We start from the raw sequence: 22,537 nt of genomic DNA on the forward strand, positions 1-22,537 counted from the left end.
AAGGATTGATGAGCGAGGCTCAAGGCGTGGGCACGTTGATGACGGTGTTGACCATGGTGACCGAGGCGCCCAGTGACAGCACGCGGCCGTCGATGGTCACGATGGCCACGTTGCCCGGCGTGGAGATCGCGGTACCCGCCTGCGAAATGATGGTTCCGACCATCGTTCCGCCTCCGCCCGCGTTGATCGTCGCGGCGCTGCCGACCTGCCAGTACACGTTCTTCGCCTGTGCGCCGTTGACCAGGATCACGCTGGAGGGGAACGCAGCGCCCGGACCGCCGACGGTGAGGGTGGTGGCCATCTGGAATACCCACAGGGCGTTCGCATCGCCCTGGGCGTCCAGAGTCAGGTTGCCGCCCTGGATCATGAAGGAGCCGCCGGCAGCGGTATAGGTAGCGGGAGCCAGCACCAGGTTGGCCAGGTTGCCGGCGCCCGGATCCGAGCCGCCCGGCTTGGCCACCAGGCCGTTGTACGCCGACAGCGCATCCGCGCGGGCCTGCGTGGCGATGGCGAAAGTCGTTGCGGTGCCCTCGCTGGGGCAGGCCGCGGTCGGCGGCGGGGGGGCCGTGTAGATCAGTCCGGTCACGGTGCCCACGTTGGCCCCGGTTTCGGTGTAGGTGCAGCCGGGTCCCGCGTCATGGAAGCCCGTGACGGCCGTGGAAACCGCGGTGGTCCCGATGTCGCCGTTGATCACCGTGTTCACGCCCTGGTTGGTCATGCCGGCGCTGCCGCCGAATACCCCGAACCTCGAGGCCGCGCCCAGCGCAGCGGCCGCCGCTGCCGCGGTGGCGGGCGGCGCGCCGGTGCCGACTCCCGGGGGACGCGCCGTGCCATCGAAGCCGAGGATCGGGTCCTGTCCGCCACCGCCGCAAGCGGCCAGGCCGCCGAAGAGAAGGGCTGCCAGCCAAGGCCGGATGCTGCTGTTGAAACTGTTCATGGGTCTTTCCTGTCGATTTGCAAGCCGGCGGGGACCGCCGGTTTTCGCTTCCACCTCAGCAGGTTGCGCTCTTGTTCAGCTTGGCTCTGTGCGCTGGCGCACTTAGGCAACGCAACGGCGTGCCCGCCTACAGCCGAGTTGGACGCGCCCCACGTTTTTCTTGAATCCACCGCATGCGGGCCGCGCGTATTGGAGGTGCGTTCCACCCCCACATCACCCGACAGGAGAGCGACATGCGAATGAAGAGATCCAAGATATTCCAGTTGAGCCTGCTGGCCGCCGCGGCTTGCGCCGCCGGCCTGAGCCTGGCATCCAGCCATCGCGAGGCGCCGTTCATCACGACCAGCCCCAAGGTCGACGCCACCGACTTCTATATGTTCCGCAGCTACGAGGGCGTGGCGGCCAACGGCAGCGGCGGGCGCAGCGACTACGTCACGTTGATCGCCAACTACATCCCGCTGCAGGATCCCTATGGCGGGCCCAACTACTTCATGATGGATCCGAACGCCCTGTACGAGATCCACATCGACAACAACGGCGACGCGGCCGAGGACCTGACTTTCCAGTTCCGCTTCAACAACAAGCTGAACAACATATCGCTGCCGATCGGCAACAAGAGCGTTGCCATTCCCTTGATCCAGGCAGGCGCGGTGGCCAACGTCACGGACGCCAACCTCAATGTCAATGAAACCTATACCGTCAACCTGATGCGGGGCGACCGCCGCAAGGGCGGGGGCTCGGCGCTCACCAAGGCCGGCGGCGGCACCACCTTCGAGAAGCCGGTCGACTACATCGGCGTGAAGACGCTGGGCAATGCCGCGGCCTATGCCGCCTACGCCGCCAAGCACATTCATGAAGTGAAGATCCCGGGCTGCCCCAGCGGCAAGGACGCCGGCCGCGTGTTCGTGGGCCAGCGCCAGGAGGGCTTTGCCGTCAACTTGGGACCGATCTTCGACCTGGTGAACGCGCCGCTGTCGGTGATCACCAACCCGGCGAACATCAACGCCGCCGCTGCCAACTCCATCCAGGACCACAACGTCACCACCCTGGCCCTGGAAGTCCACAAGGATTGCCTGACTGCCGGCAGTGAGACCGTGATCGGCGGCTGGACCACCGCCAGCTTGCGGCAGGCGCGGCTGCTTTCGGCCAATCCTGCGCCGGGCCACCAGAACAACGACAAGGCCGGCGGCCCCTGGACCCAGGTGTCGCGCCTGGGCCAGCCGCTCGTCAACGAGGTCGTGATCGGCCTGAAGGACAAGGACAAGTTCAACGCTTCCAGGCCCCAGGGCGACGGCCAGTTTCTCGACTACGTCACCCACCCGACGCTGCCTGCCTTGCTGGGCCTGGTGCTGACCGGCAACGCCGCGGGCCTGGCGCCCACCAACCTTCCGCGGACCGACCTCGCCACCGTGTTCCTGACCGGCATCACCGGCGTGAACAAGCCGGCCACCGTCACGCCTTCGGAAATGCTGCGCCTGAACACGGCCATCGCGCCGGTGCCGTTTGCCAGCCAGAACCGCCTGGCCATCGTCGGCAGCTTGAAGACTTCACCGGCGGGCACCGACTTTGCCGGTTTTCCGAATGGCCGGCGGCCCAAGGACGACGTGGTCGATATCGCCCTGGTCGCCATGCTGGGTGGCTTGTGCATGGCCAACGGCGATGCCGACACGTTCAAGCTCAACAGTATTCCGGGCGTGGCGGGCGTCACCTCCGCCTGCAGGCCTTCCAGTGTGCCGGCCGGCGCCGCGTCGCTGGACGTGCATGACGCGGTGGACCAGGCCGTCGTGCCCTTCCTGCCCGGTTTTCCGTACCTCAACACGCCGCTGCCGGGCTCGCAATGAGCCGGATGAAAGGAATGACCATGAAATCAATCCCATGGGGACTTGCATCCCTCGGCATCCTCTCTGCCTTGCTGCTGGCCGGCTGCGGCGGCGGCGGTGGTGGCCGCGCTACGGTCGATGCCGACCCCAACGTGGAGGGCACCGACGTGCCCCACTCCGCCACCACCAGCTCGGCCGGTGCGCTGGCGTTCGTCAAGCGTGTGGCCGCCACCAGCGACAACACGTCCGAGCCGATCCGGGTGGGCGGCGCGGTGCTTGCGACCAGCGACACCGACGAGTCCGATTCGGGCATCTGAGATGAAGCGCGGGGGACGGCGAGCCGCGTGGTTCGCCGCACTGTGCCTGGTTGCCTCGCAGGTCTGGAGCCACGACAGCTGGCTCAGCCCTTCGCGAGGCGCCGCGCCGCCCGGGCAAGTGGCACTGGAGCTGGCCACCGGCAATCGCTATCCGGTGCAGGAATTCGGCCAGAGTGCGGCCGGCGTCGCGCAAGCCGGTTGTGGCACCGCGGCCGGTGGCAAGCTGGCGCTGCGGCCGGTGCGCGAACAGGCGCACTGGCTGGACCTGTCTGCCACGGTGCCTCAAGGAAGCGAGCAGCCGTCATCGTGCTGGCTGGAACTCGCCGCCGTCGAAGCAGAAATCGAGCCGCGCCTGATCCAGGTCTATTTCGGGGAGATCCGCACCTCGGCCGCCAATCGCCAGGCCTGGGCCGCGCTGCAAGCCCGTGGACTGCCTTGGCGCGAGCGCTATCGCAAGTTCGCGCGGATTGAACTGGGACAGGACGCGGTGGATCGGCCTGCGGTGGGGCTGGACCTCGAGATCGTGGTGCTGGGAAACCGGCCGATCGCCGTGAACGAGCCGCTTCAATTCCAGGTGTTGCGCGACGGCCGGCCGCTGGCCGGCTTCCCGGTGGAACTGGTGAGCGAGCGCAGCGCCCTGGGCATCTGGCGCGAGACCGACGCCGATGGAATGCTGCGCCACAGCCTGCCGTTTGCCGGCCGCTGGCTGCTGCGCGGCACCGACCTGCGCCCCTCCGGCGAGCGGCCGGACGCCTGGGACAGCCGTTTCGTCACGCTGGCGATCGAGGCGCGCTGAAACGCGCGGCCATCGTTTAAGCTGCGGCGTGAAACCGCAGAGCGGTTGCGTGCGTACTGACCAGCAAGACCACACTATTTGCCATGGACTCCAACCTTTCGGATCAGCACCTCATCGCGCTGATAGACCGCGTCGCAGCCCGCCCGGCCCAGGGCGGGCGCCACGCGGACAGCGAGGCGGCCTTGCGCGAGCTGTACGACCTCACGTCCTCCCGGTTGTATGGCGTGGCGCTGCGGGTGGTGAGCAACCGCGAATGGGCCGAGGACGTTTTGCAGGAGGCTTATCTCAACATCTGGCGCATCGCCGGCAACTACCGTGAGGCACTCAGCCCGCCGATGGCCTGGATGGGCGTGATCGTGCGCAGCCGGGCCCTGGACTTCCTGCGCCGGCGCGCCAGCGAGCGAGCCGACAGTGCCTTGGAACTGGATGGCTTCGTCGCTGAAACGGTGGCCGGCGACGCGCCCGATCCCCTGGACAGTAGCCAGGCCAGCGAGCATGCCAGGGCCTTGCACGAGTGCCTGCGCCAGCTCGAGGCGCGCCAGCGCGAAGTCCTGAGCCTGGCCTACCTGCGCGATCTGAGCCACAGCGAATTGGCGGAGCAGCTCAAGCTGCCGCTGGGTACGGTCAAGACATGGATTCGGCGTGGCCTGGAGCAATTGCGCGGCTGCATGGCCCGGTTCGCCTGATGGAAAAATGCCCATGAACCTGCTGGACCACCCTGAACTCGCGGACCGCCTGGCCGCCGCCTATGGCCTGGGCACCTTGCGCGGCGGCGCCCGGCGGCGCTTCGAAGCCCAGGCGCGCAAGAGCCCGGCCCTGCGCGCGGCGGCGTTGGCCTGGCAGGAGCGCTTCGCCGGCATGACCGAGCTGCAGCCGGGCGAGGCGCCCAGCCCGAACGTGTGGAAGCGCATCGAGATCGAACTGGCGCAGCAGCGTCCGTCGGCCGTCGCCGCGCAGGCTCCGGCGCAAGACTGGGGGCGGGTGCTGCGCTGGTGGCGCGGCGCGGCCTTCGCCGGCGCCCTGACCGCCTTCGCGGCCCTGGGCGTGAGCGTTTATCTCGGCGGCGAAGTGCAACAGCGCGAGGCGCAACTGGCCCAGCTCGATCGCGCCCGCAGCACCCTGGCGGAGCAGAACGTGCAGCTCGCCTCGCAACTGAGCGCCCAGCCCGAGATCCGCTACGTGGCGGTGCTGGAAGACAACCGCTCGTCCGCATCGATGCTCGTCACGTTCGATCCCAAGCACAACACGCTCACGCTCAAGCGGCTGGGCGCGTTCCAGGAGGGGCCGGACAAGTCGCTGCAGCTGTGGGCCCTGCCGCCTTCGGGCGGGCCGCGCTCGCTCGGCGTGCTGGGTGGCAATGAAGTGGTGAAGCTGACGGCGGCCGAGAGCCAGGTCAGGGACCCGCACATGCTGGCCATCAGCCTGGAGCCCAAGGGCGGTGTGCCCGGCGAGGGCGGGCCTACCGGGCCGGTGCTGTTCAAGGGTCCGATGCTGCAGGCGCCTTGATCGCCCGCTGAGGCATGCGGCGGGACAAGGCGTCAGGCCGCTCTTACGTTAGTTGGTTCCACAGTCCTACCTCGTATCGCGAGCTGGCAGGAGCTTGATTGCTCGTGCAGCTCAAGGAATCTCATCATGGACGCACTTCCCCCTCGCACACTCGCATCCAAAGTCGCAGCCGCAGGCGCGGCGGCTTTGGTCCTTGGTGTCATGGTGGCCTGCGGTTCGAGCGATGGCGGCGCGGACCAGGCCACGCTGGGAGCGCAAGGAAAGGAGATCTTCCGATTCGAAACCTTTGGGGACGAGGCGTTCTGGACCGACAGGCTGAGGATGCACGAGGTCATCGGCTCCTCCGTGGGTCCAGCGACGGCCCTGCTGGTGGGGCTCAAGGTCGATGCCGAAGCATTGCCCGCCGCCATCGTGGAGGGCATCAGGAACGGCAGTGTCGATCTGACCAGCCCGGAGACGACGGTTGCACTTCTGAAGCTCGATGCCGTGGTGGGCATCAAGGGAACGGTGCAGTCAGTCAATGGCAGGGACACGCTCACGCGGGTCGGCACCACCTGCGCCCTGTGCCATTCCACCGTGGACAACTCGTTCGCTCCGGGCATAGGCAAGCGGCTCGATGGCTGGCCCAATCGCGACCTCAATCCGGGGGCGATCATTGCCTTGTCCCCGGCGCTCGATGTGGTGACCCGGGCGGCGTACGCCTCCTGGGGCAAGGGCAAATACGACCCCCGCTTCAACATCGACGGCAAGAGCAAGCCGGTGGTCATCCCGCCGGCGTACGGACTCCAGGATATTCATCGCATCACCTTCACCGGCGACGGGAACGACATCGCCTATTGGAACCGCTACGTGGCGGTCACCCAGATGGGCGGCCTGGGAACGTTTGTCGAGCCGCGGCTGAACCTGTCGATCACCAATGGCACGGTCGACCTTGTTTCCAGCAAGTTGCCGGCCCTGCAGGCTTATCAGCTGACGCTGCAGCCGCCGGTCCCGCCGGCCGGCAGCTTTGACGCGGCCGCGGCGGCGCGGGGCAAGCTGGTCTTCGAAGGCGCCGGCAAATGCGCCACCTGTCACACCGGGACCAGCTTCACCGATGCAAACGCCACCTTGCATCCGCCCGCCGATTCGATGGCGGAGCCGGAAACGCCCAGCTATGCCTCACGCTCGGCCACCAAGCAGTACCGCACCTCACCGCTCAAGGGCCTGTGGCAGCACCCGCCGTATTTCCATGACGGCTCGGCCGCCACGGCCGACCAGGTCGTGCAGACCTACAACACGCGCCGTTCGCTGGGCCTCACCGCGCAGGAAGTTGCCGATGTGGCGCAGTACCTGAAGTCGCTGTGAGGCATCAAGACGCGTCGAACGCCCCGCGCAGCCACTCGATGCCGCCGGCCTCCACGCTCACCACATCGAAGCGGCAGGGCGGCTGCTGGGCCAGGCGCATCAGGTAGTGGCGGGCGGCGAAGATGATGCGCCGCTGCTTGACGTGGCCCACGCTGGCCGCGGCGCCGCCGAAGGAACGGCTGGAGCGCTTGCGCACCTCCACGAACACGACGGTGCCGTCGGTGGCGCGCATCACCAGGTCGATTTCGCCCCCGCCGCGCCCGGGCGTCCGATAATTGCGCGCCAGCAGCCTCAGGCCGCTCGCAACGAGGTGGGCCAATGCCCGATCCTCAGCGGCGTCGCCGGCCTGCTTGGTGGTGGCGGCCGCGGCGTCTTTCTTGCGGGGGAATTCCATTGAGCGCTTCTTTTTCCTTGGCCCTGAATGCCGCGCGCGAAGCGGCGGCGTCGCAGCATTATCCGCAAGGTGCGCTGTACGTCGTGGCCACGCCCATCGGCAACCTCGCCGACATCAGCTTGCGGGCCCTGCACTTGCTGCAGCTGGCCGACGCGGTGGCTTGCGAGGACACACGCCATACCCAGGCGCTGCTGCGGGCCTACGGCATCGACAAGACCGCGGCGCAGCTGATGGCCGTGCACCAGCACAACGAGGCCGAAGCCGCGCAGGCGGTGATCGAGCGATTGCGCCAGGGCCAGCGCGTGGCCTACGCCAGCGACGCCGGAACGCCCGCGGTGAGCGACCCGGGCGCCCGGCTGGTTTCCGCCGTGCGCGAGGCGGGCCTGCGGGTGGTGCCGATGCCCGGCGCGAGCAGCGTGACGGCCGCGCTGAGCGTGGCCGGCGCCATGGGCGACGACGGCGCCTTCGTGTTTGCCGGCTTCCTGCCCGCCAAGGCCATGGAGCGCGAAGCGGCGGTAGGCGCGCTGGCGCAGGAGGTGCGCGCCGTGGTGCTGCTGGAAGCGCCGCACCGCATTGAGGCGCTGGCCCGCGCGCTCGCCGCCTTGGGTGCGCGCGCCATCACGGTGGGACGCGAGCTGACCAAGCAGTTCGAGGAGGTGGCGACCGTGCCCTGCGCGCAGCTGCCGGCCTGGCTGGCCGCCGACCCGCAGCGCACCCGGGGCGAGTTCGCGCTCGTGCTGCACGCGGCGCCTGAGGCGCCGCAGGGCGACGAGGGCCTGCGCGTGCTGGCGCTGCTGCTCAAGGAATTGCCCGTGAAAAGTGCGGTGAAACTGGCGGCGGAGATCACGGGGGCGCCGCGCAACGAGCTGTATGAGGCGGCGTTGAAAATCAAAGGCATGGATGCCCCCGGATCGGAGTCCGGGGCAGGCTCCTCGAGTCCGGCATGACAAATCAGATCGCCAGCGGATCCACATCCACCGCCCAACGGATCACGCCTTTCTCGCGCGCCGCCTGAAGCACCGGCTGCCAGCCGGCGAGAAACCGCTGCAAGGCGGCACGCGAAGGGCTTTCCACCAGCATCTGCGCGCGCTCCACGTTGGCCACGCGCTGGATGCTCATGGGCACGGCCGAATACAGCGTCACGCGGTCCGCCCCTTCCACCGACTGCGCGGCGCTGCTGGCGGTATTGAGGAAGGCCTGGGCCGCTTCCTGCGTCCGCGCCTCGGCCCGCACCAGGGCCTGGAAACCGAAGGGCGGCATGCCGGCCTGTTCGCGTTCCTTCAACTGCTGCGCGGCAAAGGCGGGGTAGTCGTGGCGCCGCAGCGCGGCGAACAGCGGGTGCTGCGGATGCCAGGTCTGCACCCACATCTCGCTCGCCTCGGCCTGGGCCGCGTCACGGCCCGCACGGCCGGCCGCCTGCATCAGGAGGCCGAACAGCCGCTCGGGCGCGCGAAAGTCGCTGGAGAAAAGGGCCGAGTCCGCATTGAGCGCGGCCACCAGCGTGATGCGCCGGAAGTCATGGCCCTTGGTCACCATCTGCGTGCCCACCAGCACGTCCACATCGCCGGCATGCATGCGCGCCAGCTGCTGCTCCAGCGCGCCCTTGATGCGCGTGCTGTCCGCATCCATCCGCGCGATGCGCACCGCTTCGCCGTTGGCCTGTTTCACATCGGCGAGCAATTCGCCCAGGTGCTCTTCCAGCCGCTCGGTGCCGCGGCCCACCGGCGCAATATCCACATTGCCGCAGCTCGGGCAGGCACGCGGCACGCGCTCGGTGTAGCCGCAGTGGTGGCAGCGCAGCGTGCGGTCGATCTTGTGGAAGACGCGGAAAGCGCTGCAGTTCGGGCACTCGCTCTTCCAGTCGCAGGCGGTGCAGGCGAGCACAGGCGCATAGCCGCGGCGGTTGAGGAAGATCAGTGACTGCTCGCCCCGGGCGATGCGCTGCTGGATCGCCTCCAGCAGCTGCACCGAGAACACGGTCTGCTTGGGCTGCAGGTTCATGTCCACCAGCCGCACCGAGGGCAGTCGTCCTTGGCCCACGCGCGAAGCCATCACCAGCCGCTGGTAGCGGCCCTTGTCGGTTGCCTGCCAGCTCTCCAGCGAGGGCGTGGCCGACCCCAGCAGCACCTTGGCGCCTGTGAGCTTGCCGCGATAGATTGCAAGATCACGCGCCGAGTAGCGGGCCCCTTCCTGCTGCTTGTAGCTAGGGTCGTGCTCCTCGTCCACCACGATGAGTTTCAAGTGGGGCATGGACGCGAATACCGACATGCGCGTGCCCAGCACGATGCGCGCCGCGCCGGTGTGCGCGGCCAGCCAGCTTTTCAGCCGCTGCGGGTGGGTCATGCCGCTGTTCATCGCCGTCACGTTGCCGGCGCCGAAGCGTTCGACGAAGCGCTCCTGCAGCTGCGGCGTGAGGTTGATCTCGGGCACCATCACCAGGGCCTGGGCCTGCGGGTCGCGCGCCAGCAGGCTTTGCACCGCGTGCAGATAAACCTCGGTCTTGCCGCTGCCGGTGGCGCCGAAGAGCAGGAAGGGGCCGCCGCTTTCCTCGAACGCGCCCAGCGCCGTGCGCTGCTCCGGCGTCAACTCGGGAGCGCGGTCCGATGGCTCTTCGGCTGGGGCATCCGGCGGCCGCTTCAACCGCCGGGCCAGCTGGACCGTAGTGAGGTCGCGCAGCTGCGGCGGCAGGGCTGCCAGGGCAACTTCCCCCAAACCGCGCCGGTAATAAAGTGATGAAAATGCAACAAGTTGTATCCATGCACCGTCGAGCGGCGCGACCCCTTGCAGTGCGCCCGCGATCGATTTGGTGTTCGCTTCCGTGCGTTCGTTTTCGGGCAGGTCGCCGTCGTCCCAGACCACGCCGAGCACCTCCCGCTTGCCCAACGGCACACGCACGAGCGTGCCGGGCGCAAGTGGAAGCTCACTTAAATAGCTCAACGGTCCGCTGATCGAGCTGTGGGCGGGGGTGGGGACGACAACGGCAAGCCGGTGGGACATGAAAGCTTCGCTTAGCCGGGTAAGTTAAGCCGAGTTTCGCAAACAGCGCTTAAGTCTTTGATTTGAAACAGCTTTGGGCTTGATCCCATATTTGTGTGGATAACTTTGTTGATAGGTACCCCGGCAGCGCTCCCCAGCCCTGAAAAATCAAGGGCTTGGCTGGAATGCCCGCAAAAAGAGCAGCTTGAGAATGTGTTATGAATCAAGCACTTAGAGGCGCTATGGGTTTTGTAGCAGGCGGGCACGGGCGTACCAACCATGGGCCCAACTTTTGTGCATAAGTCAAGCGCCTGGCAAAGATTTTGCACAGCGTGACGCCTAGGGAACACCCTGATGACGAATTTTTTATGCCGCGCTTGGCTGCAGGCGCATGCGCCGCGAATGCGCATGGACCGCGTCAACCAAGGTCTTCACATGCTCGGGCGGCGTGAACTGGCTGATGCCGTGACCCAGGTTGAAGATGTGAGCAGGGCCGTTGCCGGGGCCGGTATGGGGCGCGCCGAAACTCTCCAGTACCTTGATCGCCTCGGCCTCGATCTGCTGGGGACCGGCGAACAAAATGTTAGGGTCTAAATTGCCTTGTAACGCCTTTTGGGCGCCCACCAGCGCCCGCGCCCGAGCCAGATTGACCGTCCAGTCGAGCCCGAGCGCCTCGCAATCCAGTGCTCCCATTTCCGCAAGCCAGGGCCCGCCGCCCTTGGTGAACACGATGCGCGGAATCACGGCGCCCTCATGTTCGCGCTTGAGCTGTGCCAGCACCCGGGCCGTGTACGCCAGGCTGAATTGCTGGAAAGCGCCGTCGGCCAGCACGCCGCCCCAGCTGTCGAAGATCATCACGGCCTGCGCGCCCGCTTCGATCTGCGCGTTGAGGTAGGCGGCGACGGCGTCGGCGTTGACCTGCAACATGCGATGCATCAGGTCGGGCCGGCTGTAAAGCATGGTCTTCACCAGGCGGTAATCGTCCGAGCCGGCGCCTTCCACCATGTAGCAGGCCAGCGTCCAGGGGCTGCCCGAAAAGCCGATCAAGGGCACGCGCCCGTTCAAGGCCTTGCGGATGGACGTGACGGCGTCGAAGACGTAGCGCAGCTTCTCCAGGTCGGGCACGCGCAGGGCATTGACGGCGGCTTCGTCGCGCACCGGCGACTCGAAGCGCGGGCCTTCGCCCAGGGCGAAACTCAGGCCCAGGCCCATGGCATCGGGCACGGTGAGGATGTCGGAGAACAGGATGGCGGCGTCGAGCGGATAGCGCTCCAGCGGTTGCAGCGTCACCTCGGTGGCGTAGTCCACGTTGGTGGCCAGGCCCATGAAGCTGCCGGCACGGGCGCGGGTCTCGCGGTATTCAGGCAGGTAGCGGCCCGCCTGGCGCATCAGCCAGATGGGAGTGTGGGGCGTGGCCAGGCGCTGGCAGGCACGCAGAAAACTGTCGTTTTGCAGGGGCGCGAATCTCATCGGCCAATTGTCGCAGGGCGGGGGGCGCGTCCTATGATCATCCGCAACATTCAAGCAAGCGGGACGACCATGAGCGACAACTTCGAACAAGCCAGACAGTTCTTCGTACAGGGCTTGGCCCACTACCAGGCCGGCCGCTTCGAGGAGGCCGAGCGTGATTTCGCCGCTTCCCTCGCGCTGCTGCCGGGCCGGCCCTCGACGCTGACCAACCTGGGCGCCGCCAGGCTCAAGCTGGGCAAGTTCCAGGAAGCCGCCGACCTGCTGGAAGAGGCACTGGCGCAAGAGCCGGACAACGCGGAAGCCCTGGGCCACCGGGCCACGGCCCTGGCCGAACTGGGGCAGCAAGAGCAGGCCCTGGCCTGCGTCGAACGGGCCTTGGCCGTGAACCCGGGGCTGGCGCCGGCCTGGACGCTGCGCGGCAGCCTGCTGAAGGATCTGGGGCGGCCCGACGAGGCGGCCGCCGCGTACGAACAGGCGATTGCGCGCGGCGCCGATCCGGAACTCAACCGCTATTACCTCGCGGCGCTGCGCGGCGGCGAGGTGCCGCAGGCGCCGCCGCGCCAGTATGTGGAGTCCTTGTTCGACGGCTATGCCGATGGTTTCGAAGAGCATCTGGTCGAGGTGCTGAACTACCGCGCGCCGAAGGTGCTGGTCGACGAGTTGCGGCGCATGCAGCGCCGGTTCGATTGCGCGCTGGACCTGGGCTGCGGCACCGGCCTGTGCGGCGTGCTGCTGAGGCCGCTGGCGAGAAGCCTTCACGGCGTGGACCTGTCGGGCAATATGGTCGAACGTGCCGCTGCGCGCGGTGTCTATGACGCGCTGGCGCAGGCCGATGTGGCGCAGTACCTTGCCGATACGCAGCAGAGCTACGACCTGGTGCTGGCGGCCGACGTGTTCATCTATTTGGGCGCACTGGAGGCGGTGTTCGCGGGCGTGGCCCGCGTGATGCGGCCGGGTGGGGTCTTCTGCTTTTCCGTCGAGGCCTGCGACGAGGGGCCCGATTTCGCCCTGCGGCCAAGCTTGCGCTACGCGCATTCCTCCGGTTACATCCGCAAGCTTGCCGAGCAATACGGTTTCGAAATCGGGGCCACAGCCGGCCATTCGATCCGCGAGGATCAAGGCATACCTATTCCAGGATTGTTCGCGTGGCTCATCAGGCGCTAGCGTTCCTGGCTCGAGCACAGCAAGAAGGAGCTTCTGTTTGGATTTTGCCTACCCACGTCCCCAACTCCAGCGCTCCCAATGGATGTCACTGAATGGCAAATGGCGCTTCCGGTACGACGATGAGCGAGCGCTGACGGCACCCGGGGACATCGACAGCTGGCCGATGGAGATCACGGTGCCCTTTCCGCCGGAGTCCAAGGCCAGCGGCATCGGCGACCGGGGCTTTCACAACGCCTGCTGGTACCAGCGCGATTTCGATCTCAAGCCGGGCAAGGATCGCGTGATCCTGCGCTTCGGCGCGGTGGACTATGCGGCCACTGTCTGGGTCAACGGCTGGCTGGCCGCGACGCACGAAGGCGGGCACACGCCGTTCGCGGCCGACATCACCCACATGCTGGAGCCCTCGGGCCGTCAGACCGTGACGCTGCGCGCTGAAGACGACCCGCACGACCTGACCAAGCCGCGCGGCAAGCAGGACTGGCAGCTCGAACCCCATTCCATCTGGTACCCACGCACATCAGGCATCTGGCAAACGGTCTGGCTGGAGCATGTTCCCCGCACCTACGTGGACAAGATCCGCTGGACGCCGCAGGTCGAAGGCTATGCCATCGGCTTCGAGGCGCGCGTCAAGGGCGATCGCTGCGACGACCTGTCGATCGAGGTAACGCTGCGCCACGGCGAGCGCCTTCTGGCGCGCGATCGCTACCAGGTAATCGACGGCGAGGTGGACCGCTTCATCGTGCTGTCGGATCCCGGCATCGACGACTTTCGCAACGAGCTGCTGTGGAGCCCCGAGCGGCCCACGCTGCTCGACGCCACCGTGCGCATGTTCAAGGGCGACGAGCTGATCGACGAACTGAGCTCCTACACCGCGCTGCGTTCCGTGCACATCCTGCGTGACCGCTTCATGCTCAACGGCCGGCCCTACCTGCTGCGCATGGTGCTGGACCAGGGCTACTGGCCCGATACGCTGCTGGCCGCGCCCAGCGACGCCGCGTTGCGCAAGGACGTGGAACTGGCCAAGGCCATGGGCTTCAACGGCGTGCGCAAGCACCAGAAGATCGAGGACCCGCGTTACCTCTACTGGGCCGACAAGCTGGGCTTGCTGGTGTGGGAGGAAATGCCCTCGGCCTATCGCTTCACGCGCACCGCCATCAAACGCACCGTGCGCGAATGGTCGGAGGCCATAGACCGCGACTACAGCCACCCCTGCATCATTGTTTGGGTGCCGTTCAATGAATCCTGGGGCGTGCCCGAGCTCACCGCCATCCGCGTGCAGCGGCATGCGGTGGAGGCGCTCTATCACCTGACCAAGACGCTGGACGCGACCCGGCCCGTGATCGGCAACGACGGCTGGGAGTCCAGCGCCACCGACATCATCGGCATCCACGACTACGACGCCAACACCGAGCACATGCGCCAGCGCTACGGCTCCGAGATCCAGCCCGAGCAGCTGTTCGACCGGCGCCGCCCGGGCGGGCGCATCCTCACGCTGGACGGCTACCCGCACCGCGGCCAGCCCATCATGCTCACTGAATTCGGCGGCATCGCCTACCAGCACCAACCGGCGCAGAAGGAAAAAATCTGGGGCTACACCGTGGCCCAGAACGAGGAAGAGTTTGCGCGGATGTACGAAGGGCTGCTGGAAACGGTGATCCACACGGCGCTGTTCAGCGGCTTTTGCTACACCCAGTTCGCCGACACCTTCCAGGAAGCCAACGGCCTGCTCAACGCCGATCGCACACCCAAGATCCCGCTGGAACGCATCGCTGCCGTCACCAGGAGTTCGCGCACCTACATCCCCGGGGTCGTCTGATGCATCGATTGCTGCTGACCAAGCCGGACGGCCGGCACCTGACGCTCTACGGGCGCGAGCCCATCGACGCGAACCTGCAGGCGCCCAGCCCCTTCGCGGAACCCTTGAACGCCAGCCCGCACCTGCGCTGGCATCCGCTGCGCGGCGAATGGGTCACCTACGCGGCGTACCGGCAAGGACGCACCTTCCTGCCGCCGCCCGAGTACAACCCGCTGGCCGTCACCAAGGATCCGGCGAATCCCACCGAAGTCCCGGCAGGCCGCTGGGACGTGGCGGTGTTCGACAACCGCTTTCCGTCGCTGGGCGGCACCAGCGGGCCGCCGCCGCCCGAATTGATCGTGCCCACCGCGCGCGCCGATGGGCATTGCGAAGTGGTGGTGTTCACGCAGGACCCGCAGTCGTCGCTCGGCGCGTTGCCGCTGGACCATATCGACTTGCTGCTGCAGGTCTGGGGCGAGCGCACCGAACGGCTGGGCGAGCGCGAAGAGATCCAGTACGTGCTGCCCTTTGAAAATCGCGGCGCGGAGGTCGGGGTGACCTTGCACCATCCGCACGGCCAGATCTACGCCTACCCGGTGGTGCCGCCAGTTCCCGCGCGCATGCAGCAGGCGGCTGCCGAGCACTTCCTGTCGCACGGGAGGGGCCCGCTCGAGACGATGATCGCGGGCGAGCGGCGGGTGCAGGAACGCATCATCTACGAAGGCCGGCATGCCATCGCGTTCGTTCCCGCCTGCGCGCGCTACCCGTACGAGGTGTGGATAGCGCCGATAGATCCGGTGGAGGGATTCGCGCAGCTCGGGCCGGCCGAGCGCGCCGACCTGGCGCGCGCGCTCAAGACCGTGCTGCTCAAGTACGACGGCCTGTGGCAGCGGCCGCTGCCCTATCTCATGGCCTGGTACCAGGCGCCCACCGATGGCAAGCGCCACCCGGAAGCGCACCTGCACGCCGAGATCTATCCGCCCAACCGCACGCGCGATCGGCTGAAGTACCTGGCGGGCACCGAGATCGCGGCCGGTTTTTTCGCCATGGACGCGCTGCCGGAGGAAAAGGCGCGCGAGCTGCAGCAGGTGGAAGTGAGCCTGTAATGAGCGGTTTCGAAAGCGTGTTCGGCGCCTTGCCGCAGGCCGTGGGGGAAGCGCCCGGACGGGTTAACCTGCTGGGCGAACACACCGACTACAACGGCGGTTTCGTGCTGCCGATTGCCATCGCGCAGCGCACCCGCGTTTCCATGCGGCGCAGCAGCGGGAGGCAATTCGCGCTGCACGCCGAAGGCCAGGGCGGCACCGTGCGGTTCGACCTGGATTCGCCGCCGCCGGAGCATTTCGCCAGCTACGTCTTTGGTTGCCTGGTGCTGGTGCGCGAGCGCGGCACCGACATCCCGCCGCTGGACATCCACGTCGAATCCGATGTGCCCATGGGCGTGGGCCTGTCTTCCAGCGCGGCGTTGGAAGTGGCTACGCTGCGCTGCCTGCGACAACTGCTCGGCATGCCCCTGGACGACGTGCTCATCGCCCAGCTGGCCCAGCGCGCGGAGATCGAGTACGCGGGCGTCAACTGCGGGATCATGGACCAGATGGCGTCCAGCCTGGCCGACACCACCCGGGCACTGCTGCTGGACACCCGCAGCCTGGAGCGGCGGTTCGTCGAGCTGCCGCCAGGTAGCGCAGTGCTGGTGATCGACTCGGGCATCGCGCGCTCATTGGCCGCCAGCGGCTACAACCAGCGCCGCGCCGAGTGCGAGGAGGCCGCGCGGCTGTTGGGCGTGGCTTCGCTGCGCGACGTCGCCAGCATCGACGAGTTGAGTTCACTGCCGGATTTGTTGAAGCGGCGGGCCCGCCATGTCGTGACGGAGAACGCGCGCGTGGTCCAGGCGGTCGCCTGCACCACGGCACAGGCGTTCGGTGCGCTGATGAACGACTCGCATGCCAGCCTGCGCGACGACTACGAAGTCTCCACACCCGAGCTCGACCGGCTGGTGGCCCTGTTGCAGGCCGAGGACGGTGTGCACGGAGCGCGGCTGACAGGCGCGGGTTTCGGCGGCGCCTGTGTGGCCCTGTGCGAGGCCCAGGCCCTGCAGCAGGTTGCCGCCCGGGTGCTGGACCAGTACGCCGCCGCCGGTCAAAACGGCAAGGTGCTGGTGCCGCCTCAATAGGCCGTCACGCGGCCTCGCGCTCCGGGGGCTCTTGCCGGCCCAACGGCCAGTCGCCGGCCATGTTGTGGCAATCGCCCAGGTAGCGGCAAAGCGCGTCTTCCAGCTTGGGCATCAGGAAGTGGCGCTCGCTGCCCAGCGCCGAATAGCGCGGCCGGGGGGCGACATGGCCGAGAGCCGTGCCGTAGGAGCTTTCGACCAGGCGCATGTCCAGTGACGCCGCTTCGGCGGCCATCTGGGCGAAGCGCGCCCAGCTCACCTCGCCGCGGTTGGTCAGGTGCCAGAGGCCGTGCTCGCCATCGACCAGCAGGTCCAACGCCGCCTGCGCCAGGTCCGGCACATAGGTGGGCGACACGCACTGGTCTTCTGCAGCCCGCCAGGGCTCGCCGCGCCGCAGCGTCTCCAGCGCTTGCGAAACGAAGTTGTGCCGGTCCCACGGCCCGAAGAAGGCGGCCGTCCGGATCAGCAAGGCATCGGGCGCATGTTCCTCGATGCGGGTCTCGGCCTCCAGCTTCGCGCGGCCATAGGCGTTGAGCGGCGCCGGCGTGTCGCTTTCCACGTAGGGCGAAGTCTTGCTGCCATCGAACACCAGGTCGCTGGAGAAGGTCATGAGGCGCACGCCCCGGCGCGCGCACTCCTGGGCCAGCAGCACCGGTCCGGCGACGTTTTCGCGCCACTGGCGCTTGTCGTGCTCGGCATCGTCCACGCGCACGAAGCCGGCGGTGTTGATGACTGCCCAGGGTTGCCAGCGCTCCAGCGCGGCCGCCACCGAAGCCGGGTCGGCGATGTCCATGTCGGCGCGCGACAGCAAGCGATAGGACAGGCCGCGCAGGTCGCAAAAGCGCGAGAAGGCCTGGCCCAGCGTTCCCGTGGCGCCGGTGATCAGCAAAGGACGGCCGGTCACCGGCATCGTCTCGATCTCGCCATGCGCCGGGTAGGCGAGGCGCAGTTCACGCTGCCACCAGCCGGGCGCGCCGAGCACCGGGCTTTGCGGCGTTTCACCATGGGCCAGTTGCCGCGCCAGCGCGGCCAGCGCGGTGGGCCGCGGCTCGCCGGTGCTGACGTCCCACAGGCCCGGTTCGTAGGTGCCGATGCTGCGCGTCAGCAGACTGTCCCAGTCGTAGGTGCCGAACGCGGCCCAGGCGGTGACGGCGCGGATGTCGTGGCCTTCGCTGCGCACTTCCTCCGCGGCCTGCCAGGCCTGGTGCAGCCAGCGCAGCTGTTCATCGCGGGTGCAGCCCAGGTGGGCCTCGGTGATGGCCACCGGCAGCCCGTAGCGTTCGCTGGCTTCGCGCAGGCGGGCGGCGAAGCCGCCGATGGCGCGGCCATGAACACGGGCCAGTTCCACGTCCACGTACTTGTCGCGCCCGTTGCCGCCAAGCAGGTCCGGCGGGTACAGCCAGACGCGCTCGTCCAGGAAGCGCTCGCTGGTCACGTAGCAGTTGATGCCCACCACGTCGGGCGGGCAGGGATGCTCGACCAGCTCCTGCAGTTCCTGTTCGCTGGCGCCGTGATTGCGCAGATAGGCGCGCAGCGGGTGCTGCGCGTCGACGCGTCCGGCCAGCAAGTCGAACGTCAGCCAGCGGCGCAGGTTCTCGAACTCGGCCTGGTAGCGCAGCCGCGGGGAACTTTCGATACGGCCGAGGTCATCGGTCTGTATCAGCTGCGCCTGCGGGTTCACCTCGCGCACGGCGCGCATCGCCAGCACCGTGGCCCTGATCTGGTTGAGAAGGGCGCGCACGAAACTCTTGTCGTCGCGATGGTGCGGATACCACAGGCCGTAGAGCCCGCTGAACCGCGCCGTGGTCAGCGGCTCGTTGACGGGCGTGTAGGCGTCGATGTCGGGATAGCGTTCGGCCACGGCGCGCGCATAGGCCGCGAGCTTTGGCGCAAACTGCGGATCCAGCAGGCTGGTATGGCGCGGGCCGCTGCCGTGGTGCACCAGGCCCGCGATGAAACCCAGCCCGAGTTCGCGCATCCGCACCACCCGCTCGTCGCTCCAGCGCCAGTCGAACACGCCAAGGTCGGGCGAAGTTCGTTCCCACAGCAGCGGAAAGCGCAGGCGCTTGGCGCCTGTGCCGGCCAGCCGGTCCAGGTCATCCAGGCGCCGGTCGAAGCCGCTGAAGAGCAGCTGGTCCTGGTACGCATCTCCAACGCGGTTGACGGTGCACTCGGGCCCCGCCCACAACTCGAGCGGCCGCATCGGGCTCATTAGGTAACCCCCGCGCTACGCGCTGCGGTGCTATTCGCCTTGGGAGCGGCCCGGCGGCTCATGCACCCGCGGACACGTGGCCGATCGGCGCCGTCAAGGGCGACACGTCGCGGCACGCTCTCGCGGCCTCCTCGTGGCGTTGCTTGAGGCGTTTGAAAGCAGCCAGGGCCTGGCCCACCACCTGGTCCATGTTGTAGTACTTGTAGGTCGCCAGGCGGCCCACGAAGGTCACGTTCTGGGTGGCTTCGGCCAGCGCCTCGTATTTGCGGTACAGGGCGGCGTTCTCGGGCCGCGGCACCGGGTAATAGGGGTCGCCGTCGGCTCGCGGGTATTCGTAGACCACCGAGGTCTTGGGATGCAGCTGCCCGGTGATGTGCTTGAACTCGCTGATGCGCGTGTAGCCGTAGTCGTTCGGGTAGTTCACCGTGCCCACCCGCTGGAACTGCTCCTGGGGCAGGGTCTCGTGGCGGAACTCCAGGCTGCGGTAAGGCAGCTTGCCGTACTGGTAGTTGAAGAACGCATCCACCGGGCCGGTGTAGATCATGTGCTTCCAGGGCAGCACATCCACGACGTCGCGGTAGTCGGTGTTGAGCATCACCTTGATGTTGGGGTGATCCAGCATGGACTCGAACATGCGCGTGTAGCCGTGCAGCGGCATGGCCTGGAAGGTGTCCGTGAAATAGCGGTCGTCGCGGTTGGTGCGCGTGGGCACGCGGGCGGTGACGCTGGCGTCGAGCTCCGACGGGTCCAGCCCCCACTGCTTGCGCGTGTAGCCGCGGAAGAACTTGTTGTAGAGCTCGCGGCCGACCTTGCTGACGACCACGTCCTCGGAGGTCTTCACGGCTTCCACTTTTTCGGCCACCGACTCGAAGAACTTCTCCATCTCGAACGAGGTGAGGTTCAGCCCGTAGAGCCTGTTCACCGTGTCCAGGTTGATGGGAATGGGCACCTCCTGCCCATCCACGCTGGCCAGCACCCTGTGCTGATAGGGCCGCCACTGCGTGAAGCGCGACAGGAAATCGAAGATGTCGGCGGAGTTGGTATGAAAGATGTGCGGGCCGTAGGGATGGATGAGCAGGCCGTCGTCGTTGTACCTGTCGTAGGCATTGCCGCCGATATGTCGCCTCTTCTCCACAATTAACACCCGTTGCCCCAGGTCCCGGGCCAGGCGTTCGGCCAGCACGCTGCCCGCAAAGCCGGCGCCGACGATCAGGTAGTCGAATCCGCGCTGGCCGGGAATGGTGGCGGAAACCGCCGACTTGAAACTCTCGCTGCCCTTGTCCATCGTGCTCCCTTGTGTGTGGCAGGCGCATCAAATGCCGCGCCTGTACCGCTAGGGAAGAGTAGCAAAGGGCAGGCCCGCGCTGTCATCACTGCTGCTCATCGGTGCAAGCCTTTGCACCGTGTTTCATCAGTGCCAGCTGTTACACGCGCGTGGCTTGACGCAGCGCCTGGTCGACGTCCCACAGGATGTCGTCCGCCTCTTCGATGCCGACGGACAGGCGGATCATGTCGGCACGGACGCCGGCGCGCAGCAGCTCATCCTCGCTCAACTGGCGATGGGTGGTCGATGCGGGATGGATCACCAACGTCTTGGCGTCGCCGATGTTGGCCAGGTGGCTCAGGAATTCGCAGGCGTCGATGAAGCGCTCGCCCGCTGCGGCCGGGTCGGCGGCCTTGATACCGAATGTGAGGATGCCCGAAGCGCCGGGCAAGCCGTCGATGCTGCGGAACTGTTTTTTGGCCAATGCGTGGTACGGCGAGGTCTCCAGGCCGGGGTAGTTGACCCAGCTCACGAGCGGATGGTCGTCCAGGAAGCGCGCCACCTGCAGAGCATTGCGGCAATGCGCCTGCATGCGCAGGTGCAGCGTTTCGATGCCTTGCAGGATCAGCCAGGCGTTGAGCGGGGAGAGCGAGCCGCCGAAGGTACGGTTGACCTCCATGCGGGCCTTCATGGTGTAGCCGAAATCGCCGAAGGTCTCGTAGAACTTGACGCCGTGATACGCCCTGCTGGGTTCGAGCATTTCGGGGAACTTGGGCGCCGACAGGGGCGATCCCCAATCGAATTTGCCCGACTCGACGATGACGCCCGCCATGGTGGTGCCGTGCCCGCCCAGGTACTTGGTGGCGCTGTGCACCACGATGTCGGCGCCGAAGGCGAACGGGTTGCACAGGTAGGGGCTGGCCACCGTGTTGTCGATGATGAGGGGCAGGCCATGCTCATGCGCCACCTGGGCCACGGCTGCTATGTCCAGCACGTTGACCAGCGGATTGCCCAGCGTCTCGCCGTAGAGGGCCCGGGTGTTGGGCCGGATCGCGCGGCGGAAGTTGTCGGGGTCCTCCGGGTCGACGAAGGTCGTCTCTATGCCCAGGCGCGAGAAGCCGACGCCCAACTGGCCCACGCTGCCGCCATACAAGGTGGAGGCCGCGACGATGTGATCGCCGGTCTTGAGGATCGCCAGCAGGGCCGTCATCTGCGCTGCCATGCCCGTCGCGCAGGCCAGTGCGGCGCGGCCGCCCTCCAGCGAGGCGACGCGCTCTTCCAGCACCGCCACCGTGGGGTTGCTGATGCGGCTGTAGACGTTGCCGAAGGTCTGCAGGTTGAACAGGCTGGCCGCGTGCTCGGCGGAGTCGAAGACGAAGCTGGTGGTCTGGTGGATGGGCGTGGCGCGCGCGCCGGTCACCGGGTCGGGCACGGCGCCGGCGTGGATGGCACGGGTGCCGAACGCGTACTCGCGGTCGGCGCCTCCTTTCGAGCTCTTGCCGAAGCCGGGGTAGTCGCGGTCTTTGGTCATGTCAGTACGGAAGATGTTGCGGACGGCGCGACGAGATCACCTTGGTGTTGACGCCGGCCCAGCCCAGGCCGCCGAACAGGCGCGCATGTTCGATCTTCACGCAACGGTCCATCACCACGTCCAGGCCGGCGGCCCTGGCCCGGGCGGCGGACGCCTCGTGGATGACGCCGATCTGCATCCACAGGCAGCGCGCGCCGATGGCGATCGCTTCATCGGCGATGGGCGGGATGTCCTCGCTCTTGCGAAAGCAATCGACCATGTCGATGCGGTGCGCCGCCGCCGCTGCCGTGAGATTGGGGTAGCAGCGCTGGCCCAGGATCTCGCTCGCCATTGGATTGACCGGGATGATCTGGTAGCCGTGCCCCTGCATGTACTTGGCCGCGAAGAAACTGGGTCGGTGCCATTGGGGCGAGAGGCCCACCACGGCGATGGTCTTGCAGGTGCCGAGGATGCGCCGCAGTTCGCTGATCGTGTTCATGCACTGCAGTGTAAGGCTGTCATCCCGGACTTGATCCGGGATCCACCTGGGCGCGCCAACGTGGATTGCGGGTCAAGCCCACTACTGTCCGGAGAAGCGTTCTCATTTGGATCGCAAGTCGTTGATTTGATTGATTTAAACGGCCGGGCGTGGCCGGGTCGATTTGAATTTCAGCTTCCCGAAGCCGCACACTCGTATGGATTTGCGGGGGTGCGGCCATGCACAAAGGCAAGCTGGTATTTGCTCAATTGAAGGAGCATCTGCCGCGGTCCGTTTTTGATCGGTGCGTGGCGCGTTACTCGGGCTCGCACGCGCCGCTGAAGTTCTCGCATTGGGATCAGTTGCTGTGCATGATGTTTGCGC

Annotated in this window: 20 protein-coding genes; 12 read left to right on the forward strand and 8 right to left on the reverse strand. The window is 67.2% G+C overall.

From position 1 onward, the window contains the following. Positions 1-19: 19 nt before the first annotated feature. Positions 20-937, reverse strand: coding sequence for an ice-binding family protein (locus tag HNE04_RS22680; protein ID WP_172224388.1), 918 nt, complete (start codon positions 935-937; stop codon positions 20-22). 239 nt (positions 938-1,176) lie between these two features. Between HNE04_RS22680 and HNE04_RS22685 the strand changes: the two genes are divergently transcribed. The 6 genes from HNE04_RS22685 to HNE04_RS22710 all read left to right on the forward strand — a co-directional run bounded on the left by HNE04_RS22685 (position 1,177) and on the right by HNE04_RS22710 (position 6,720). Beyond that, positions 1,177-2,778 carry a DUF4331 domain-containing protein gene (locus HNE04_RS22685; RefSeq protein WP_172224478.1) on the forward strand — a complete coding sequence of 534 codons (1,602 nt, stop codon included), beginning with the start codon at positions 1,177-1,179 and terminating at the stop codon, positions 2,776-2,778. A gap of 20 nt (positions 2,779-2,798) precedes the next feature. Next, positions 2,799-3,074 carry a hypothetical protein gene (locus HNE04_RS22690; protein WP_172224391.1) on the forward strand — a complete coding sequence of 92 codons (276 nt, stop codon included), beginning with the start codon at positions 2,799-2,801 and terminating at the stop codon, positions 3,072-3,074. A 1-nt stretch (position 3,075) separates the two neighbouring features. Further along, on the forward strand, positions 3,076-3,870 hold the full coding sequence (locus HNE04_RS22695) for a DUF4198 domain-containing protein (protein WP_172224394.1): 795 nt from the start codon (positions 3,076-3,078) through the stop codon (positions 3,868-3,870). A gap of 83 nt (positions 3,871-3,953) precedes the next feature. Next, on the forward strand, positions 3,954-4,556 hold the full coding sequence (locus HNE04_RS22700; protein WP_172224397.1) for an RNA polymerase sigma factor: 603 nt from the start codon (positions 3,954-3,956) through the stop codon (positions 4,554-4,556). Positions 4,557-4,569: 13 nt separating this feature from the next. Then, a complete protein-coding gene (locus HNE04_RS22705) occupies positions 4,570-5,376 on the forward strand; it encodes an anti-sigma factor (RefSeq protein WP_172224400.1) in 807 nt (268 codons plus the stop codon). 126 nt (positions 5,377-5,502) lie between these two features. Further along, positions 5,503-6,720 carry a c-type cytochrome gene (locus HNE04_RS22710; protein WP_172224403.1) on the forward strand — a complete coding sequence of 406 codons (1,218 nt, stop codon included), beginning with the start codon at positions 5,503-5,505 and terminating at the stop codon, positions 6,718-6,720. A gap of 4 nt (positions 6,721-6,724) precedes the next feature. On the opposite strand, the gene HNE04_RS22715 is transcribed toward HNE04_RS22710, so the two are convergent. Continuing rightward, positions 6,725-7,114 carry a YraN family protein gene (locus HNE04_RS22715; protein ID WP_172224406.1) on the reverse strand — a complete coding sequence of 130 codons (390 nt, stop codon included), beginning with the start codon at positions 7,112-7,114 and terminating at the stop codon, positions 6,725-6,727. Here HNE04_RS22715 and rsmI point away from each other — a divergent pair. Then, entirely contained in the window at positions 7,114-8,061 is a 948-nt protein-coding gene (rsmI, locus tag HNE04_RS22720; RefSeq protein WP_235965316.1) for a 16S rRNA (cytidine(1402)-2'-O)-methyltransferase, read from the forward strand. The genes HNE04_RS22715 and rsmI overlap by 1 nt on opposite strands. 4 nt (positions 8,062-8,065) lie before the next feature. On the opposite strand, the gene HNE04_RS22725 is transcribed toward rsmI, so the two are convergent. Next, complete coding sequence (locus HNE04_RS22725; RefSeq protein WP_172224412.1) at positions 8,066-10,111, reverse strand: primosomal protein N'; 2,046 nt, start codon at positions 10,109-10,111, stop codon at positions 8,066-8,068. 345 nt (positions 10,112-10,456) lie between these two features. Beyond that, positions 10,457-11,560 carry a uroporphyrinogen decarboxylase gene (gene hemE, locus HNE04_RS22730; RefSeq protein ID WP_172224415.1) on the reverse strand — a complete coding sequence of 368 codons (1,104 nt, stop codon included), beginning with the start codon at positions 11,558-11,560 and terminating at the stop codon, positions 10,457-10,459. A gap of 69 nt (positions 11,561-11,629) precedes the next feature. On the opposite strand from hemE, the gene HNE04_RS22735 reads away from it, so the two are divergent. Genes HNE04_RS22735 through galK form a run of 4 tightly spaced genes read left to right on the forward strand, consistent with a single transcriptional unit; the run spans position 11,630 to position 16,692 of the window. Then, on the forward strand, positions 11,630-12,724 hold the full coding sequence (locus HNE04_RS22735; RefSeq protein ID WP_172224418.1) for a tetratricopeptide repeat protein: 1,095 nt from the start codon (positions 11,630-11,632) through the stop codon (positions 12,722-12,724). 37 nt (positions 12,725-12,761) lie between these two features. Continuing rightward, positions 12,762-14,540, forward strand: coding sequence for a glycoside hydrolase family 2 protein (locus tag HNE04_RS22740; RefSeq protein WP_328700392.1), 1,779 nt, complete (start codon positions 12,762-12,764; stop codon positions 14,538-14,540). Then, a complete protein-coding gene (gene galT, locus HNE04_RS22745; RefSeq protein WP_172224421.1) occupies positions 14,540-15,625 on the forward strand; it encodes a galactose-1-phosphate uridylyltransferase in 1,086 nt (361 codons plus the stop codon). The genes HNE04_RS22740 and galT overlap by 1 nt, the downstream gene beginning before the upstream one ends. Then, the gene (galK, locus tag HNE04_RS22750; protein WP_172224424.1) at positions 15,625-16,692 is read left to right on the forward strand and encodes a galactokinase; all 1,068 of its coding nucleotides are present in this window, start codon (positions 15,625-15,627) and stop codon (positions 16,690-16,692) included. Before galT ends, galK begins: the two co-directional genes overlap by 1 nt. A 4-nt stretch (positions 16,693-16,696) precedes the next feature. On the opposite strand, the gene HNE04_RS22755 is transcribed toward galK, so the two are convergent. From HNE04_RS22755 to HNE04_RS22770, 4 genes are all read right to left on the reverse strand, one after another. Continuing rightward, positions 16,697-18,901, reverse strand: coding sequence for a sugar nucleotide-binding protein (locus HNE04_RS22755; RefSeq protein ID WP_207717692.1), 2,205 nt, complete (start codon positions 18,899-18,901; stop codon positions 16,697-16,699). A gap of 58 nt (positions 18,902-18,959) precedes the next feature. After that, positions 18,960-20,186: a UDP-galactopyranose mutase gene (glf, locus tag HNE04_RS22760; protein ID WP_172224427.1), complete on the reverse strand. Its 1,227-nt coding sequence runs from the start codon at positions 20,184-20,186 to the stop codon at positions 18,960-18,962. Between the two features lie 139 nt (positions 20,187-20,325). Beyond that, positions 20,326-21,696 carry an O-acetylhomoserine aminocarboxypropyltransferase/cysteine synthase family protein gene (locus tag HNE04_RS22765; protein ID WP_172224430.1) on the reverse strand — a complete coding sequence of 457 codons (1,371 nt, stop codon included), beginning with the start codon at positions 21,694-21,696 and terminating at the stop codon, positions 20,326-20,328. 1 nt (position 21,697) lies between these two features. After that, on the reverse strand, positions 21,698-22,174 hold the full coding sequence (locus tag HNE04_RS22770; protein WP_172224433.1) for a CoA-binding protein: 477 nt from the start codon (positions 22,172-22,174) through the stop codon (positions 21,698-21,700). Positions 22,175-22,392: 218 nt separating this feature from the next. Between HNE04_RS22770 and HNE04_RS22775 the strand changes: the two genes are divergently transcribed. Next, a partial coding sequence (locus tag HNE04_RS22775; RefSeq protein ID WP_172223826.1) for a DUF4372 domain-containing protein occupies positions 22,393-22,537 on the forward strand: 145 nt, incomplete at its 3' end.

Origin of the sequence: Caenimonas soli, from assembly GCF_013155545.1 — a bacterium.
In the GTDB taxonomy this organism is placed as follows: Bacteria; Pseudomonadota; Gammaproteobacteria; order Burkholderiales; family Burkholderiaceae_C; genus Ramlibacter; species Ramlibacter soli.